Consider the following 14,346-nt stretch of genomic DNA (forward strand, 5'->3'; position numbering starts at 1 on the left):
ATGCGCATCGTCATCGCAGGAGCCCACGGACAGATCGCCCGACGCCTCACCCGGCTGCTCACCGGACGCGGGGACACCGTCGTGGGCATCGTCCGCAACCCCGACCACACCCAGGACCTCACCTCCGACGGCGCCGAGCCCGTCGTCCTCGACCTCGAGCAGGCCTCCGTCGACGACGTCGCCGGCGTCCTCCGCGGCGCCGACGGGGTGGTGTTCGCCGCCGGCGGCGGACCCGACAGCGGCACCGCCCGCAAGGACTCCGTCGACCGCGGCGCCGCCGTGCTGCTCGCCGACGCTGCCGAGGCCGCCGGTGTGCGCCCCTACCTGCTGGTGTCCTCCGTCGGTGTGGACGCCGTCGCCGACGGTGCCACCCCCGAGGGCATGGGCGAGGTCTTCGTGGCCTACCTGCGCGCCAAGCTCGCGGCCGAGCAGGCCGTGCTCCCCCGCCCCGCACTGGACGTCACCGTCGTCCGACCGGTCACGCTCACGGACGACCCCGGCACCGGCCGGGTCGAGCTCGCCCGGCACGTCGAGCACGGCGAGGTCACCCGGGACGACGTCGCAGCCGTCCTCGTCGCCCTGCTCGACGACCCCAAGACCGGTGCCGTCGTGGAGCTGCGTGGCGGCGACGTCCCGGTGGTGGAGGCCGTCGCCGCCGTCGTCTGAGCGTGGCGCAGCGGTCAGTCGTCGTCGCGGCGGGCCCGGGTCACCCGGGTCCGCGCGGCGAGCTGGTCCTCCGGCGGGTAGTCCACCCGGATGAGCGTGAGCCCGCCGGCAGGTGCCACCGGCACGTCGTCGGCCCGGCTGGTGCGGCTCAGCAGCGACGCCGGCCAGTCCGGTGGGCGCCGCCCCTCCCCCACGGCCAGCAGCCCGCCGACCAGGCTGCGCACCATCGAGTGGCAGAACGCGTCGGCCGACGCCGCGACCGTCACCAGGTCGCCGTCGCGCACGACGTCCAGGTCGGTGAGGACCCGGATCGTGGTCGCGCCCTCACGGCGCCGGCAGAACGCCGCGAAGTCGTGCTGGCCCAGGAGCAGCGCCGCCGCCACCCGCATGGCCGGGACGTCGAGAGTGCGCGGCCAGCCCACCGTGTCCGCGCGCCGCAGCGGAGGAGGGCCGGCGACCGCATCGGTCAGCCGGTAGACGTAGTGCCGCCCCAGGGCGGCGAACCGGGCGTCGAAGTCCCCGGGCACCACCTGGGCCGAGGTCACCGCGATGTCACCGCTCAGCACGCCGCGCAGTCTGCGCAGCAGCTTGGGCTGGTGCTGGGACCACAGGTGGGCCGGCAGGTCGGTGTGGGCCACCTGACCGGTCGCGTGGACACCGGCATCGGTGCGCCCGGCGACGGTCAGCCCCACGTCGTGCCGCAACACCATCGCCAGGGCCAGCTCGAGCTCTCCCTGCACGGTGCGCTGGTCGGGCTGCCGCGCCCAGCCGTGCAGCGCCGTGCCGTCGTAGGACACCCCCAGCCGGACGCGGACGAGCCCGCCACCGGTGTCGGTGGCGGGCTCGTCGGCCGTGCTGTGGTTCAGCGCTGCGTCACTTCGGGTCGGGCTGGGACTCCCCGCCGGGGGCGGCGTCGCCGGTGGTGGCGGCGTCGCCCACCTCGGCGGCGTTCACCTCGGCAGCAGCGGCCTCGGCGACCTCGGGCGAGAGGGCGTCGTCGGCGACGACGACACCGTTCTCGGCCGTGGGCTGCGCGTCGGTGGTGTTCTCGTCCTGGACCTCACCGTCGGGGGTGAAGACCTCGGTCGTGGTGGCCTCGGCGTCGGCCTGGTCGCTGGCCTCGTCGGCGATCTCCTCGCTGGAGGCAGTGACCTCGCCGGCGGCGGAGGCAGCCCCGGCCCCGGCCGCGAAGCGGGTGCCGCGAGCGCGCTCGGCCTCGCCGACGGCCTGCTGGCCGACCGTGAGGGCCTCGACGAGCTCGATGACGGCCATCGGCGCGTTGTCGCCCTTGCGGGGGCCGACCTTCGTGATGCGGGTGTAGCCACCGGGGCGGTTCTCGAAGCGAGGACCGATCTCGGCGAAGAGGTGGTGCACGACGTTCTTGTCGCGGACGGTCGTCATGACCTGGCGACGGGCGTGCAGGTCGCCCTTCTTGGCCAGCGTGACGAGCTTCTCGGCCAGCGGACGCAGCCGCTTGGCCTTGGTCTCGGTGGTGGTGATCCGGCCGTGCTCGAACAGCGCGGTGGCCAGGTTGGCCAGCATCAGCCGCTCGTGCGACGGAGATCCGCCGAGGCGGGGGCCCTTGGTGGGGGTGGGCATGTCGATCCCTTCTCAGGCCGCCGGAGAACTGTGCCGGCCGCGCGTCTTCTGATGGGTGGTGCTCCGGTCCCGGTGGTCCGGGGTGCCGGCGGGACCCCGCCGACGACGGCCCCGAGGGGCAGTCGCCGGCGGAGTCCGTCGATCAGAGCTGCTCGGTCTCCCGGAAGTCGCCCTCGGTGTACTCCTGGCCGTCCGCGTACTGCGTCTCGCCCGGGAAGCTCTCGTCGTAGGTCTCGTCGTAGCTCTCCACCGAGGTGGGGACGAATCCGGGCGGGCTGTCCTTGAGCGCGAGGCCCATGGCGGCCAGCTTCAGCTTGACCTCGTCGATGGACTTCGCGCCGAAGTTGCGGATGTCCAGCAGGTCGGCCTCGGAGCGGGTGACGAGCTCACCGACGGTGTGCACGCCCTCGCGCTTGAGGCAGTTGTAGGACCGGACGGTGAGGTCCATGTCCTCGATCGGCATCGAGAAGTTGGCGATGTCGGCGGCCTCGGCCGGGCTGGGGCCGACCTCGATGCCCTCGGCGTCGACGTTGAGCTCGCGCAGCAGGCCGAAGAGCTCCACCAGGGTCGAGCCGGCGGAAGCGATCGCGTCACGGGGCTCGATGGAGGGCTTGGTCTCGACGTCGACGACCAGACGGTCGAAGTCGGTGCGCTGCTCGACGCGGGTGGCCTCGACGGCGTAGGTCACCTTCAGCACCGGGGAGTAGATCGAGTCCACGGGGATCCGACCGATCTCCTGGCCGGGCTGCTTGTTCTGGGTGGCCGGCACGTAGCCACGGCCACGCTCGACGACGAGCTCGATCTCCAGACGGCCCTTGGCGTTCAGGGTCGCGATGTGCAGCTCGGGGTTGTGCACCTCGACACCGGCCGGGGGCGCGATGTCGGCGGCGGTGACCTCACCGGGGCCCTGCTTGCGCAGGTACATCGTCACCGGCTCGTCGGAGTCGGAGCTGACGACCAGGCCCTTGAGGTTCAGGATCAGCTCGGTGACGTCCTCCTTGACCCCGGGCACGGTGGTGAACTCGTGCAGGGTGCCCTCGATGCGGATGCTGGTGACAGCGGCGCCGGGGATCGAGGACAGCAGGGTGCGGCGGAGCGAGTTGCCGAGGGTGTAGCCGAAGCCGGGCTCCAGCGGCTCGATGACGAACCGCGAGCGCTGGGCGTCGATCGTCTCTTCGGTCAGGGTGGGGCGCTGTGCGATGAGCATGTGGTTCTCCTCCAGGTCCGCCGGCGACCGCTATATGACGCCGAGGGGGATGGTGCCGGCGGGACGGACATCTGTCCGTCCGTCCCGCCGTCGTGCTGCCGCGTGGTGCTGCGGGTCGTTCAGTGGTGCAGGTGCGTCACTTGGAGTACAGCTCGACGATCAGCTGCTCCTGGACGGGGGTGTCGATCACCTGACGGGCCGGGATCGAGTGGACCAGCACCTTGAGCTGGCTGCTGATCACCTCCAGCCACGCCGGGACCGGACGCGAGCCGGCCTCGGCCTGCGCCACCTGGAACGGGACCATCTCGACGGACTTCGCAGCCACCTCGACGATGTCGTTCGCGGTCACCCGGTAGGACGGGATGTCGACCTTGCGGCCGTTGACCTTGATGTGGCCGTGACGCACCAGCTGGCGCGACATGTCACGGGACTTCGCGAAGCCGGCGCGGTAGACCACGTTGTCCAGGCGGGACTCGAGGATCTGCAGCAGGACCTCACCGGTCTTGCCCGACTTCTTGTTGGCCTCTTCGTAGTAGCCGCGGAACTGCTTCTCCAGCACGCCGTAGATGCGACGGGCCTTCTGCTTCTCACGCAGCTGCAGGAGGTACTCGCTGTCCTTGGTGCGACCGCGACCGTGCTCACCCGGGGGGTAGGGACGGATCTCGATCGGGCACTTGGCGGACTCGCACTTGCTGCCCTTGAGGAACAGCTTCATCTTCTCGCGCCGGCACAGGCGGCAGTCGGCTCCGGTGTAACGGGCCACGGTGGTGTCTCCCTGTTTTTCTAAGAGTCAGGAGCGTCGGGTCAGACCCGGCGACGCTTCTTGGGGCGGCAGCCGTTGTGCGGCTGGGGGGTGACGTCGGAGATCTGCCCGACCTCCAGGCCCGTGGCCTGCAGGGAGCGGATGGCGGTCTCGCGGCCGGAGCCGGGACCCTTCACGAAGACGTCGACCTTCCGCATGCCGTGCTCCTGCGCCTTGCGCGCGGCGCTCTCGGCAGCCATCTGCGCCGCGAACGGCGTGGACTTGCGGGAGCCCTTGAACCCGACGTGGCCGGCCGAGGCCCAGCTGATGACGTTCCCCGTGGGGTCCGTGATCGACACGATCGTGTTGTTGAAGGTGCTCTTGATGTGCGCCGCACCGTGAGCGACGTTCTTCTTCTCCTTGCGGCGCACCTTCTTGGCGCCTGCCGCGCGTGCCCTGGGAGGCATGACTCTCTTCTCTGTTCGTGGCCTGGGTGGAGCAGGGGTGGAGCGCCCGGTCGCCCCCTCTGCGGGGGCACGACGACCGGGCCGAGGCGCCTAGGCCCTCAGCGGGCCTTCTTCTTGCCGGCGATGGTCTTGCGCGGGCCCTTGGACGAACGCGCGTTGGTCTTGGTGCGCTGTCCGCGCACGGGCAGACCGCGGCGGTGACGCAGACCCTGGTAGCAACCGATCTCCACCTTGCGGCGGATGTCGGCAGCGACCTCGCGTCGCAGGTCACCCTCGACGCGGAAGTGCTCGTCGATGTAGTCGCGGAGCTTCAGCAGGTCCTCGTCCGAGAGGTCCTTGGCACGCAGGTCCGGGCTCACGCCCGTCGCCTCCAAGGTGGCCTTCGCCGAGGTCCGGCCGATGCCGTAGATGTAGGTGAGCGCGATCTCCATGCGCTTCTCGCGGGGGAGATCGACGCCAGCCAGTCGTGCCATGTCCTGTACTCCCTCAGCCCTGGCGCTGCTTGTGCCGGGCGTTGTCGCAGATGACCATGACCCGGCCGTGCCGGCGGATCACCTTGCACTTGTCGCAGATCTTCTTGACCGACGGCTGGACCTTCACCGGGCCGCCCTCATTTCCTGGTAGTTCGTGGGTCGCGGCGCCACCGTGTCGGGGCGCACCGCGGAGGTCACTTGTAGCGGTAGACGATGCGACCGCGCGTGAGGTCGTAGGGCGAGAGCTCCACGACGACGCGGTCCTCGGGCAGGATGCGGATGTAGTGCTGCCGCATCTTGCCGCTGATGTGCGCGAGCACGCGGTGCCCGTTCTGCAGTTCCACTCGGAACATCGCGTTGGGGAGCGGCTCGACGACTCGACCCTCGACCTCGATGGCCCCGTCTTTCTTCGCCATTCCCTACACGGCCTCCCGATCTGGTGTGCTCCAGTGCTGGTGCACTGACTCGCGTGCACCCATGCCGGAGGCACGGGTGTGTGGTGCTGGGTGTCTGGTGCGGGCGGTCTCGCAGAGGGCGCCCGCCGGTGTGCGGCCACAGCACGACGACGGACGGCGCGAACGCCAGCGGTCACTGTACCCCGCCAGCCTCAGCCGTTCCAACCCCGGTGCAGGTGACCCCCGCGACCCACCTCGACGGTGTCGAGGAGGACCGGGGACGGAGGACTGCCTCAGGTGCGGGCGGTGATGCCGAAGGGCGCGAGACCCGCCACCCCGCCGTCCTCCGCCGTGAGGACCCAGGGGCCCTCGGGCGTGATCGCGACGGTGTGCTCGAAGTGGGCGGCCCGCGAACCGTCCTTGGTCACCACGGTCCACCCGTCCTCGAGTTCGAGGGTGTCCGGCGACCCGACGGTGACCATCGGCTCGATGGCCAGGGCGAGCCCCGGGACGAGCTTGGGTCCACGACCGGCGCGCCCGTAGTTCAGCACGTGGGGGTCCTGGTGCATCTCGGTGCCGATGCCGTGGCCGCCGTAGTGGTCGACGATGCCGTAGTCGTGCTCGTGCGCCGAGATCGACTCCTCGACGGCGTGACTGATGTCGGTCAGCCGGCCACCGACCACAGCCCTGGCCAGCCCCGCCCACATGGACTGCTCGGTCGCCGCCATCAGGGCCGCGTCCTCGGCGGAGGGCTCCCCCACCGTCACCGTGATGGCCGAGTCACCGTGCCACCCCTGCAGGATCGCGCCGCAGTCGATGGAGATGTTGTCCCCGAGCTCCAGCACTCGGCTGGAAGCCGGGATGCCGTGCACGATCTCGGCGTTGATCGAGGCGCAGATGCACCCCGTGAAGCCGTGGTACCCCAAGAACGAGGGGATGGCCCCCGCGCTGCGGATGTGGTCCTCGGCGATGGCGTTCAGCTCACCCGTGGTGACCCCGGGCGCCACCCCGGCGCGCACCGCAGCCAGGGCGCCGGCGACCACCAGCCCCGCCGCCCGCATCAGCTCGATCTCGTGCGCGGTCTTGATCTGGATCATGCGTCCACTCCACTTCGCCAGCAGCGGCAGACGGGACAAGAGGTCAGCGCTCACGGCTCGACCCCCGTCATCGCCGTGCGGGCTGTCCGGCCGTCCCGTCGTCGTCGGACCCGGCGGCACCTCGCAGCGCCTCCAGGGCACGCCCGGTGACCTCGCCGATCTCGCCGATGGCGTCGATCGTCGCGAGCAGCCCCTCCTGGCGGTACCAACCCGACAGCGGAGCGGTCTGCTCCCGGTAGACGTCCAGCCGGTGCCGGACGGTCTCGGGCTTGTCGTCACCGCGCTGCACGGGCTGACCGTCGACGATCACGACGCGACCCGACAGGCGGCGCACCAGCTCGTCCTCCTCGACGACGAGCTCCAGGACACAGTCCAGGTGCTGCCCCAGGTCGACCAGGGAGTCCCGCAGCTGCTCGGCCTGCGCGATCGTCCGGGGGAACCCGTCGAGCAGGAAGCCCGCCTTCGCGTCGGGCTCGGCCAGCCGGTCGCTGACCATGGCCACGGTGATCTCGTCGGGGACGAGGTCGCCGGCGTCCATGTAGGCCTTGGCCTTCTCGCCGAGCTCGGTCTTGCCGGACACGTTGGCCCGGAAGATGTCTCCGGTCGAGATGGCCGGGACGCCGAGCTCACCGGCGATGATCTGCGCCTGGGTGCCCTTGCCCGCGCCGGGCGGCCCCAGCAGGACGACGCGCACTACTTCAGGAACCCTTCGTAGTTGCGCTGGTTCAGCTGCGTCTCGATCTGCTTCACCGTCTCCAAGCCCACTCCCACCATGATCAGCACCGCGGTCCCGCCGAACGGGAAGTTCTGGTTCTGCCCCTCTTGGGTCACCGAGAGGAACAGGTTGGGCAACACTGCCACCAGCCCCAGGTAGATCGAGCCCGGCAGCGTGATCCGGGAGAGCACGTACTGCAGGTACTCGGCGGTGGGCCGGCCCGGACGGATGCCGGGGATGAAGCCGCCGTAGCGCTTCATGTCCTCGGCGCGCTCCTCCGGGTTGAACGTGATCGACACGTAGAAGTACGTGAAGAAGACGATCAGCCCGAAGTAGATGGCGATGTGCACCGGGCTGGACTGGTTGATGACGTAGTTCTCGAAGAACCGTCGCACCGCGCCCGTCGAGTCACCCTGCAGCTGGCTGATGAGCTGCGGGAGGTACAGCAGCGAGGAGGCGAAGATGACCGGGATGACACCGGCCTGGTTCACCTTCAGCGGCAGGTACGTCGACGTGCCGCCGTACATCCGGCGACCGACCATGCGCTTCGCGTACTGCACGGGGATGCGCCGCTGCGCCTGCTCGACGTAGACGACCGAGGCGATGACCACCAGCGCCAGCACGCAGACCAGGCCGAAGATCAGGCCACCGCGGGTCTGCAGGATCGACCCGCCCTCGGCGGGGATGCGTGCAGCGATCGAGGTGAAGATCAGCACGGACATGCCGTTGCCGATCCCCTTCTCGGTCAGCAGCTCGCCCAGCCACATGATCACGGCCGTGCCGGCGGTGAGGGCGATGACCAGGACGACGGTGGTCCAGATCGAGTCCGAGGGGATGAGGTCCTGGGCGCAGTTCGGGAACAGCTGGCCGCTGCGGGCCAGGGCGATGATCCCGGTGCTCTGCAGGACCGCGAGCGCGATGGTCAGGTAACGGGTGTACTGGGTCAGCTTCTGCTGGCCCGACTGCCCTTCCTTCTTCAGCTGCTCGAAGCGTGGGATGACCACGACCAACAGCTGCACGATGATGCTGGCCGTGATGTACGGCATGATCCCGAGCGCGAAGATCGACAGTCTCAGCAGCGCCCCACCGGAGAACAGGTTCACCAGCGAGTAGACGTCTCGCTGGTCGGAGGCCTGCGCCTGGTCCAGACAGCTGTTGATGGCCTCGATGGAGACACCGGGACCGGGGACGCTGGCGCCCAGCCGGTACACGGCGATGATCGCCAGGGAGAACAGGATCTTGCGCCGGAGGTCTGGCGTCCGGAACGCCGCGGCGAACGCCTGCAGCACGTGCCCTCCCCGAGTCGGTCGTGTGAGGTTAGCAACGGGCCGGGAGGCCTCGACGGCGGGCTGTCCCCGGAGGGGAGGCTGCCGTGACGTCGGCGACGTCGTCCCGGTGGTGCCGGTCTCCGCCGGAGGCGGGGCCGGGCAGCAGACGACCCCCGGGGCGCAGGTGCACCCCGGGGGTCGTCGGCGGTCAGATCTGGGTGGTGCTGCCCCCGGCCGCGGCGATCTTCTCAGCCGCGGAGGCGGAGAAGGCGTGCGCGTGCACGGTGACATTGACACTGCCGAGCTCGCCGGTCCCGAGGACCTTGACGGGCTGGCCGCGCCGCACGGCGCCGACCTCGACCAGCGTGTCCGGGTTGACGGACCCGCCGTTCGGGAACAGTGAGGCGATCTTGTCCAGGTTCACGACCTGGAAGACGACCTTGTTCCGCGGGGTGAAGCCGGAGAGCTTGGGCAGACGCATGAACAGCGGCGTCTGACCACCCTCGAAGCGGGCCGAGACCTGGACACGAGCGCCCGAGCCCTTGGTGCCGCGACCGGCCGTCTTGCCCTTGGAGCCCTCACCACGACCCACGCGGGTCTTCTTGGTGTGGGCGCCCGGGGCGGGACGCAGGTGGTGGACCTTCAGAGTCATCGTCTTCCCCTGCTCAGCTGATCTCTTCGACGGTGACCAGGTGCGGCACCGTCGCGACCATCCCGCGGATCTCGGGACGGTCCTCCTGCACGACGGAGTCGTTGATCCGCTTGAGACCCAGCGAACGCAGCGTCTGGCGCTGGTTCGGCTTGGTCCCGATCGCCGACTTGGTCTGGGTGACCTTGATCTGGCTCACGTCAGGCCCCCTGTCCCGCACGGGCCCGCAGCATGGCGGCCGGCGCGACGTCCTCGAGGGGCAGACCGCGGCGGGCCGCGATCTCCTCGGGACGGACGAGGTCCTTCAGGGCCTGCATCGTGGCGTGCACGATGTTGATCGGATTCGAGGACCCGAGGCTCTTGGAGAGCACGTCGTGGATCCCGGCACACTCCAGCACGGCACGCACCGGGCCACCGGCGATGACGCCGGTACCGGGGCTGGCCGGCTTGAGCAGCACGACACCGGCCGCCGCCTCACCCTGCACGGGGTGCGGGATGGTGCTGGCGATGCGAGGCACCCGGTAGAAGTGCTTCTTGGCCTCCTCGACGCCCTTGGCGATCGCCGCGGGCACCTCCTTGGCCTTGCCGTAGCCGACACCCACGGTGCCGTCGCCGTCGCCCACGATCACCAGGGCGGTGAAGCTGAAGCGACGACCACCCTTGACGACCTTGGACACACGGTTGATGGCCACGACCCGCTCGAGGAACTGGCTCTTCTCGGCCGGGCCGCCGGGGCCGCGGCCCCCGCCGTCACGACGGTCGCGGCGGTCGTTGCCGCCCTGACCGCCCTGGCCGCCCTGTCCGCCGCCGGCGCCACCGGCACCACCGCCGCGTCGCTGTGGTCCTGGCATCAGAGGTCCCTCTCGATCTTCGTGTCAGTCATCAGAAGTCCAGCCCGCCCTCGCGGGCACCGTCGGCCAGCGCCGCGAGGCGGCCGGCGTACCGGTTGCCACCACGGTCGAAGACGACGGCGGTGATCCCCGCGGCCTTGGCGCGGTCGGCCACCAGCGCGCCGACCTGACGGGCGAGGGCGGACTTGTCGCCCGCAGCGCCCTTCAGGCTGGCGTCCATCGTGGAGGCGTGCACCAGGGTGCGCCCCTGGGTGTCGTCCACGACCTGCACATGCACGTGGCGCGAGCTGCGCTTGACCACCAGGCGCGGACGCTCGGCGGTACCGGCGACGCGCTTGCGGAGCCGGTTGTGTCGGCGCAGTCGCGAGGTGCGACGCGCGGTGCTGGCGTCGGTGCCCACGGGCTTGTGCACCCGGGACGCCTTCTCGTTGGTCTGTGTCTGTGCCATCACTTGCCCGTCTTCCCGACCTTGCGCTTGATGACCTCGCCCTGGTACCGCACGCCCTTGCCCTTGTACGGGTCGGGCTTGCGGAGCTTGCGGATCTTGGCGGAGACCTCGCCGACCAGCTGCTTGTCGATGCCGGCGACCCGGAAACGGGTCGGGGCCTCGACGGTGAAGGTGATCCCCTCGGGGGCCTTGATGAGCACCGGGTGGCTGAAGCCGAGCGCGAACTCGAGGTCCGAGCCGCGGGCCTGCACGCGGTAGCCGACGCCGACGATCTCGAGGGTCTTGGAGTACCCCTCGGTGACGCCGGTGATCATGTTGGCGATCAGAGTGCGGGACAGACCGTGCAGCGCACGGCTCTCACGCTCGTCGTCGGGGCGCTGCACGAGCAGCGCACCGTCGTCGCTCTTCTCGACGAAGATGGGCTGGGCCACCGTGTGGCTCAGTGCGCCCTTGGGGCCCTTCACGTTCACCGTGCGGCCGTCGATCGCGACGTCGACCCCACCGGGCACCGTGACCGGGAGTCGTCCGATCCGTGACATCTCGAGCTCCCCTTACCAGACGTAGGCGAGGACTTCCCCACCCACGCCCTTCTTGTTCGCCTGCTTGTCGGTCAGCAGACCGGTCGAGGTGGAGATGATCGCCACCCCGAGGCCGCCGAGCACCTTGGGCAGTGCGGTGGACTTCGCGTAGACCCGCAGACCGGGCTTCGACACGCGCCGGACACCGGCGATGCTGCGCTCACGGTTGGGGCCGTACTTCAGGTCGACCACCAGCTCCTTGCGGGTCTGGCCGTCCTTCTCGACGTCGTTGACCTTCCAGCCGGCGATGTAGCCCTCCTGCTGGAGGATCTCGGCGACCTTGGTCTTCAGCTTCGACGAGGGCATGGCCGCTGCGTCGTGGTACGCCGAGTTGGCGTTGCGGATCCGCGTGAGCATGTCCGCGATCGGGTCGGTCATCGTCATGTGTCGGTCGTGCCTCTCTCACCGCGGTTCCGCACGCGTCTCGCGCGGGCCTCTCGGCGATCGGTGGTGCAGGGGAGGTGCGGTGCCGTCCGGACGGGTGCCCGGACCGGCTCCGGTGCCGGGCCCGCACGAGGCGGGCCCGGCACCGGTCAGGTCACCAGCTGGACTTGGTCACGCCGGGCAGCTCGCCCGCGTGGGCCATCTCCCGGACGCAGATCCGGCACAGGCCGAACTTGCGGAAGACCGCGTGCGGACGACCGCAACGCTGGCAACGGGTGTAACCCCGCACCTTGAACTTGGGCGTACGAGCCGCCTTGTTGACGAGCGCCTTCTTGGCCATGGTGTCTCCTCGTCCCGGGTCAGCGGGTCGTCTGCACGACGGGCCGGCCGGCGAAGGGGAAGCCCAGGAGGCTGAGCAGCTCGCGACCCTCCTCGTCGTTCGTGGCGGTGGTGACCAGCGTGATGTCCATGCCACGCGGGCGGTCGATCCGGTCGACGTCGATCTCGCGGAACATCGACTGTTCGGTCAGGCCGAACGTGTAGTTGCCGTGTCCGTCGAACTGGGTCGAGGACAGGCCACGGAAGTCGCGGATGCGGGGCAGGGCCAGGCTCAGCAGCCGGTCCAGGAACTCCCACATGCGGTCGCCCCGGAGGGTGACCTTCGCGCCGATGGGCATGCCCTCGCGCAGCTTGAACTGGGCGATGGACTTGCGGGCCCGGACGACGGCCGGCTTCTGGCCGGTGATGGCGGTGAGGTCGCGGACCGCACCGTCCATCAGCTTCGCGTCGCGGGTGGCCTCGCCGACGCCCATGTTGACGACGATCTTCGTCAGACCGGGGATCTGCATGACGTTGCTGTAGCCGAACTCGCTCATCAGCGCCGGCGCGATGTCCGAGCGGTAGTGGGCGAGCAGCCGGGGCAGCTCACGGGTGGGTGCACTCATGGTGATCAGAGGTCCTTACCGGAACGCTTCGAGACCCGGATGCTGCGTCCGTCCTCGTCCTTGCGGTGGCCGATGCGGGTCGGGGTGCCATCGGAGTCGATGACCATCACGTTGCTCACGTGGATGGCGGCCTCCTGCGTCACGATCCCGCCCGACTGGGCGCCGCGCTGACTGGTGCTCACGCGGGTGTGCTTCTTGACGCGGCCGATGCCCTCCACGAGCACCTTGCCGGTCTTGGGGAAGGCGGCGATGACGCGGCCCTTCGCCCCCTTGTCCTTGCCGGACAGGACGACGACCTGGTCGCCCTTCTTGACCTTGAGAGACGGGGTCTTCTCAGCCATGGTCACAACACCTCCGGGGCGAGCGAGATGATCCGCATGAAGCGCTTGTCGCGAAGCTCACGACCGACGGGCCCGAAGATGCGGGTCCCACGCGGGTCGCCGCTGTCGCGGATGATGACGGCTGCGTTCTCGTCGAACCGGATGTACGAGCCGTCGGGACGACGACGCTCCTTCACGGTCCGGACGATGACGGCCTTGACGACGTCGCCCTTCTTGACGCCTGCGCCCGGGAGGGCGTCCTTCACGGTGCCGACGATCACGTCGCCGATGCCCGCGTAGCGCCTACCCGAGCCGCCGAGAACACGGATGCACAAGATCTCCTTGGCACCGGTGTTGTCGGCGACGCGCAGTCGCGACTCCTGCTGGATCACAGCTCTGCTCCTGAATCTGTCTGCTCGGTGACCGCCGGGTCCTGGTGGTGAAGCGGCGGTCGGGACTCACGTGCGACAGCCGGCGGCTCTCGCCGCCGGCCGTCAGGTCCCGGATGGGGCACACCCTCAGGTGCGCCAGTCGTCCAGAGTACGCGCGGCCACTCCCCCGGTCATCACCGGGGTCGTGGCCGCGACGGACTGGTTCTTACTTGGCCTTCTCCACGACGGACACCAGGCGCCAGCGCTTGGTGGCCGAGGTGGGGCGCGTCTCCATGATCTGGACACGGTCGCCGATGCCGGCGGTGTTCGCCTCGTCGTGCGCCTTGAGCTTGCTGGTACGGCGCAGCACCTTGCCGTAGAGCGCGTGCTTCACGCGGTCCTCGACCTCGACGACGATGGTCTTGTCCATCTTGTCGCTGACGACCAGGCCCTCACGGACCTTGCGGTAGCCGCGCCCGGCCAGGCCGGGACCCGAGGCGACGGCCTCGTTGGTGGTCTCGCTCATGCCACACCCTCGCTCGGTGCGACCGACAGACCCAGCTCGCGCTCGCGCATGATCGTGTAGATCCGGGCGATGTCGCGGCGGACGGTCTGCAGTCGCCGGTTGTTGTCCAGCTGGCCGGTGGCCACCTGGAACCTCAGGTTGAACAGCTCTTCCCTCGACTCACGCAGACGCGTGGCGAGCTCGTCCACCGAGAGCTCACGGAGCTCCGGGGCAGTGAGGCCGGCAGCCATCACACCTCTCCTTCACGGGTGATGAAGCGGCACTTCATGGGGAGCTTGTGGATGGCGCGGCGCATCGCCTCGCGGGCGATGGGCTCGTCGACACCGGACAGCTCGAACATGATGCGGCCGGGCTTCACGTTGGCGACCCACCACTCGGGCGAGCCCTTGCCCGAACCCATGCGGGTCTCGGCGGGCTTCTTCGTCAGCGGACGGTCCGGGTAGATGGAGATCCAGACCTTGCCGCCACGCTTGATGTGGCGGGTCATGGCGATACGAGCGGACTCGATCTGACGGTTCGTCACGTAGGCGGGCTCGAGAGCCTGGATCGCGTACTCGCCGAAGTTGATCGCGGTGCCGCCCTTGGCCCGACCAGTGCGGTCGGGACGGTGCTGCTTGCGGTGCTTGACGCGACGCGGGATCAGCAT

General features: G+C 69.7%; 23 protein-coding genes and 2 pseudogenes. 1 reads left to right on the forward strand and 24 read right to left on the reverse strand.

Annotated features, from left to right (window positions below; genetic code table 11):
- Entirely contained in the window at positions 1-666 is a 666-nt protein-coding gene (locus ASG41_RS02415) for an SDR family oxidoreductase (RefSeq protein ID WP_056289134.1), read from the forward strand.
- A gap of 14 nt (positions 667-680) precedes the next feature.
- Here ASG41_RS02415 and truA read toward each other — a convergent pair whose 3' ends face one another.
- The 24 genes and pseudogenes from truA to rplP form a co-directional block, all read right to left on the reverse strand.
- Positions 681-1,463 carry a tRNA pseudouridine(38-40) synthase TruA gene (gene truA / locus ASG41_RS02420; protein ID WP_235564387.1) on the reverse strand — a complete coding sequence of 261 codons (783 nt, stop codon included), beginning with the start codon at positions 1,461-1,463 and terminating at the stop codon, positions 681-683.
- A 454-nt stretch (positions 1,464-1,917) separates the two neighbouring features.
- Positions 1,918-2,265, reverse strand: a pseudogene (rplQ, locus tag ASG41_RS24470) (50S ribosomal protein L17); the annotation flags it as partial.
- Positions 2,266-2,407: 142 nt separating this feature from the next.
- A complete protein-coding gene (locus ASG41_RS02430; protein ID WP_056289144.1) occupies positions 2,408-3,472 on the reverse strand; it encodes a DNA-directed RNA polymerase subunit alpha in 1,065 nt (354 codons plus the stop codon).
- Between the two features lie 136 nt (positions 3,473-3,608).
- Positions 3,609-4,235, reverse strand: coding sequence for a 30S ribosomal protein S4 (gene rpsD, locus ASG41_RS02435; RefSeq protein WP_056289148.1), 627 nt, complete (start codon positions 4,233-4,235; stop codon positions 3,609-3,611).
- A gap of 41 nt (positions 4,236-4,276) precedes the next feature.
- Positions 4,277-4,681, reverse strand: a complete 405-nt coding sequence (gene rpsK, locus ASG41_RS02440) for a 30S ribosomal protein S11 (RefSeq protein WP_056289151.1) — start codon at positions 4,679-4,681, stop codon at positions 4,277-4,279.
- Between the two features lie 98 nt (positions 4,682-4,779).
- Complete coding sequence (gene rpsM, locus ASG41_RS02445) at positions 4,780-5,154, reverse strand: 30S ribosomal protein S13 (RefSeq protein WP_056289154.1); 375 nt, start codon at positions 5,152-5,154, stop codon at positions 4,780-4,782.
- Between the two features lie 13 nt (positions 5,155-5,167).
- Positions 5,168-5,281 (reverse strand): 50S ribosomal protein L36, encoded by a 114-nt coding sequence (rpmJ, locus tag ASG41_RS02450; RefSeq protein ID WP_012950458.1) that lies wholly within the window; start codon positions 5,279-5,281, stop codon positions 5,168-5,170.
- A 67-nt stretch (positions 5,282-5,348) separates the two neighbouring features.
- Positions 5,349-5,570: a translation initiation factor IF-1 gene (gene infA, locus ASG41_RS02455; protein ID WP_012950459.1), complete on the reverse strand. Its 222-nt coding sequence runs from the start codon at positions 5,568-5,570 to the stop codon at positions 5,349-5,351.
- 272 nt (positions 5,571-5,842) lie between these two features.
- Complete coding sequence (map, locus tag ASG41_RS02460; protein ID WP_056289157.1) at positions 5,843-6,646, reverse strand: type I methionyl aminopeptidase; 804 nt, start codon at positions 6,644-6,646, stop codon at positions 5,843-5,845.
- 67 nt (positions 6,647-6,713) lie between these two features.
- Entirely contained in the window at positions 6,714-7,340 is a 627-nt protein-coding gene (locus tag ASG41_RS02465) for an adenylate kinase (RefSeq protein ID WP_056289161.1), read from the reverse strand.
- A complete protein-coding gene (gene secY / locus ASG41_RS02470) occupies positions 7,340-8,650 on the reverse strand; it encodes a preprotein translocase subunit SecY (protein WP_056289164.1) in 1,311 nt (436 codons plus the stop codon). Before secY ends, ASG41_RS02465 begins: the two co-directional genes overlap by 1 nt.
- Positions 8,651-8,837: 187 nt before the next feature.
- Positions 8,838-9,275: a 50S ribosomal protein L15 gene (gene rplO / locus ASG41_RS02475; RefSeq protein ID WP_369799971.1), complete on the reverse strand. Its 438-nt coding sequence runs from the start codon at positions 9,273-9,275 to the stop codon at positions 8,838-8,840.
- Between the two features lie 19 nt (positions 9,276-9,294).
- The gene (gene rpmD, locus ASG41_RS02480; RefSeq protein WP_056289172.1) at positions 9,295-9,477 is read right to left on the reverse strand and encodes a 50S ribosomal protein L30; all 183 of its coding nucleotides are present in this window, start codon (positions 9,475-9,477) and stop codon (positions 9,295-9,297) included.
- A gap of 1 nt (position 9,478) precedes the next feature.
- A pseudogene (gene rpsE, locus ASG41_RS02485) lies at positions 9,479-9,979 on the reverse strand (30S ribosomal protein S5); the annotation flags it as partial.
- Between the two features lie 181 nt (positions 9,980-10,160).
- Positions 10,161-10,577, reverse strand: a complete 417-nt coding sequence (gene rplR, locus ASG41_RS02490; RefSeq protein ID WP_056290207.1) for a 50S ribosomal protein L18 — start codon at positions 10,575-10,577, stop codon at positions 10,161-10,163.
- Entirely contained in the window at positions 10,577-11,116 is a 540-nt protein-coding gene (gene rplF / locus ASG41_RS02495) for a 50S ribosomal protein L6 (RefSeq protein ID WP_056289179.1), read from the reverse strand. The genes rplR and rplF overlap by 1 nt, the downstream gene beginning before the upstream one ends.
- 12 nt (positions 11,117-11,128) lie before the next feature.
- Positions 11,129-11,539: a 30S ribosomal protein S8 gene (gene rpsH / locus ASG41_RS02500; RefSeq protein ID WP_056289182.1), complete on the reverse strand. Its 411-nt coding sequence runs from the start codon at positions 11,537-11,539 to the stop codon at positions 11,129-11,131.
- Positions 11,540-11,693: 154 nt separating this feature from the next.
- On the reverse strand, positions 11,694-11,879 hold the full coding sequence (locus ASG41_RS02505; protein ID WP_014742845.1) for a type Z 30S ribosomal protein S14: 186 nt from the start codon (positions 11,877-11,879) through the stop codon (positions 11,694-11,696).
- Positions 11,880-11,898: 19 nt separating this feature from the next.
- Positions 11,899-12,483 (reverse strand): 50S ribosomal protein L5, encoded by a 585-nt coding sequence (gene rplE, locus ASG41_RS02510; protein WP_056289185.1) that lies wholly within the window; start codon positions 12,481-12,483, stop codon positions 11,899-11,901.
- A 5-nt stretch (positions 12,484-12,488) separates the two neighbouring features.
- Positions 12,489-12,824 carry a 50S ribosomal protein L24 gene (rplX, locus tag ASG41_RS02515; RefSeq protein ID WP_056290210.1) on the reverse strand — a complete coding sequence of 112 codons (336 nt, stop codon included), beginning with the start codon at positions 12,822-12,824 and terminating at the stop codon, positions 12,489-12,491.
- Positions 12,825-12,826: 2 nt separating this feature from the next.
- A complete protein-coding gene (gene rplN / locus ASG41_RS02520) occupies positions 12,827-13,195 on the reverse strand; it encodes a 50S ribosomal protein L14 (protein ID WP_014377983.1) in 369 nt (122 codons plus the stop codon).
- 205 nt (positions 13,196-13,400) lie between these two features.
- Positions 13,401-13,700 carry a 30S ribosomal protein S17 gene (rpsQ, locus tag ASG41_RS02525; protein ID WP_056289188.1) on the reverse strand — a complete coding sequence of 100 codons (300 nt, stop codon included), beginning with the start codon at positions 13,698-13,700 and terminating at the stop codon, positions 13,401-13,403.
- Entirely contained in the window at positions 13,697-13,930 is a 234-nt protein-coding gene (gene rpmC / locus ASG41_RS02530) for a 50S ribosomal protein L29 (protein WP_055765175.1), read from the reverse strand. The genes rpsQ and rpmC overlap by 4 nt, the downstream gene beginning before the upstream one ends.
- The gene (rplP, locus tag ASG41_RS02535) at positions 13,930-14,346 is read right to left on the reverse strand and encodes a 50S ribosomal protein L16 (protein WP_056289191.1); all 417 of its coding nucleotides are present in this window, start codon (positions 14,344-14,346) and stop codon (positions 13,930-13,932) included. The genes rpmC and rplP overlap by 1 nt, the downstream gene beginning before the upstream one ends.

Origin of the sequence: Modestobacter sp. Leaf380, assembly GCF_001424485.1 — a bacterium.
In the GTDB taxonomy this organism is placed as follows: Bacteria; Actinomycetota; Actinomycetes; order Mycobacteriales; family Geodermatophilaceae; genus Klenkia.

Bases quoted from the DNA above. Each gene is read 5' to 3' on its own strand.
- map (WP_056289157.1), bottom strand. From the start codon at position 6,646: ATGATCCAGATCAAGACCGCGCACGAGATCGAGCTGATGCGGGCGGCG.
- rpmC (WP_055765175.1), bottom strand. From the start codon at position 13,930: ATGGCTGCCGGCCTCACTGCCCCGGAGCTCCGTGAGCTCTCGGTGGAC.
- infA (WP_012950459.1), bottom strand. From the start codon at position 5,570: ATGGCGAAGAAAGACGGGGCCATCGAGGTCGAGGGTCGAGTCGTCGAG.
- ASG41_RS02415 (WP_056289134.1), top strand. From the start codon at position 1: ATGCGCATCGTCATCGCAGGAGCCCACGGACAGATCGCCCGACGCCTC.
- rpsM (WP_056289154.1), bottom strand. From the start codon at position 5,154: ATGGCACGACTGGCTGGCGTCGATCTCCCCCGCGAGAAGCGCATGGAG.
- rplP (WP_056289191.1), bottom strand. From the start codon at position 14,346: ATGCTGATCCCGCGTCGCGTCAAGCACCGCAAGCAGCACCGTCCCGAC.
- ASG41_RS02430 (WP_056289144.1), bottom strand. From the start codon at position 3,472: ATGCTCATCGCACAGCGCCCCACCCTGACCGAAGAGACGATCGACGCC.
- rplX (WP_056290210.1), bottom strand. From the start codon at position 12,824: ATGGCTGAGAAGACCCCGTCTCTCAAGGTCAAGAAGGGCGACCAGGTC.
- rplF (WP_056289179.1), bottom strand. From the start codon at position 11,116: ATGTCACGGATCGGACGACTCCCGGTCACGGTGCCCGGTGGGGTCGAC.
- rplE (WP_056289185.1), bottom strand. From the start codon at position 12,483: ATGAGTGCACCCACCCGTGAGCTGCCCCGGCTGCTCGCCCACTACCGC.
- ASG41_RS02505 (WP_014742845.1), bottom strand. From the start codon at position 11,879: ATGGCCAAGAAGGCGCTCGTCAACAAGGCGGCTCGTACGCCCAAGTTC.
- rpsQ (WP_056289188.1), bottom strand. From the start codon at position 13,700: ATGAGCGAGACCACCAACGAGGCCGTCGCCTCGGGTCCCGGCCTGGCC.
- rpsK (WP_056289151.1), bottom strand. From the start codon at position 4,681: ATGCCTCCCAGGGCACGCGCGGCAGGCGCCAAGAAGGTGCGCCGCAAG.
- rplR (WP_056290207.1), bottom strand. From the start codon at position 10,577: ATGGCACAGACACAGACCAACGAGAAGGCGTCCCGGGTGCACAAGCCC.
- rpsH (WP_056289182.1), bottom strand. From the start codon at position 11,539: ATGACGATGACCGACCCGATCGCGGACATGCTCACGCGGATCCGCAAC.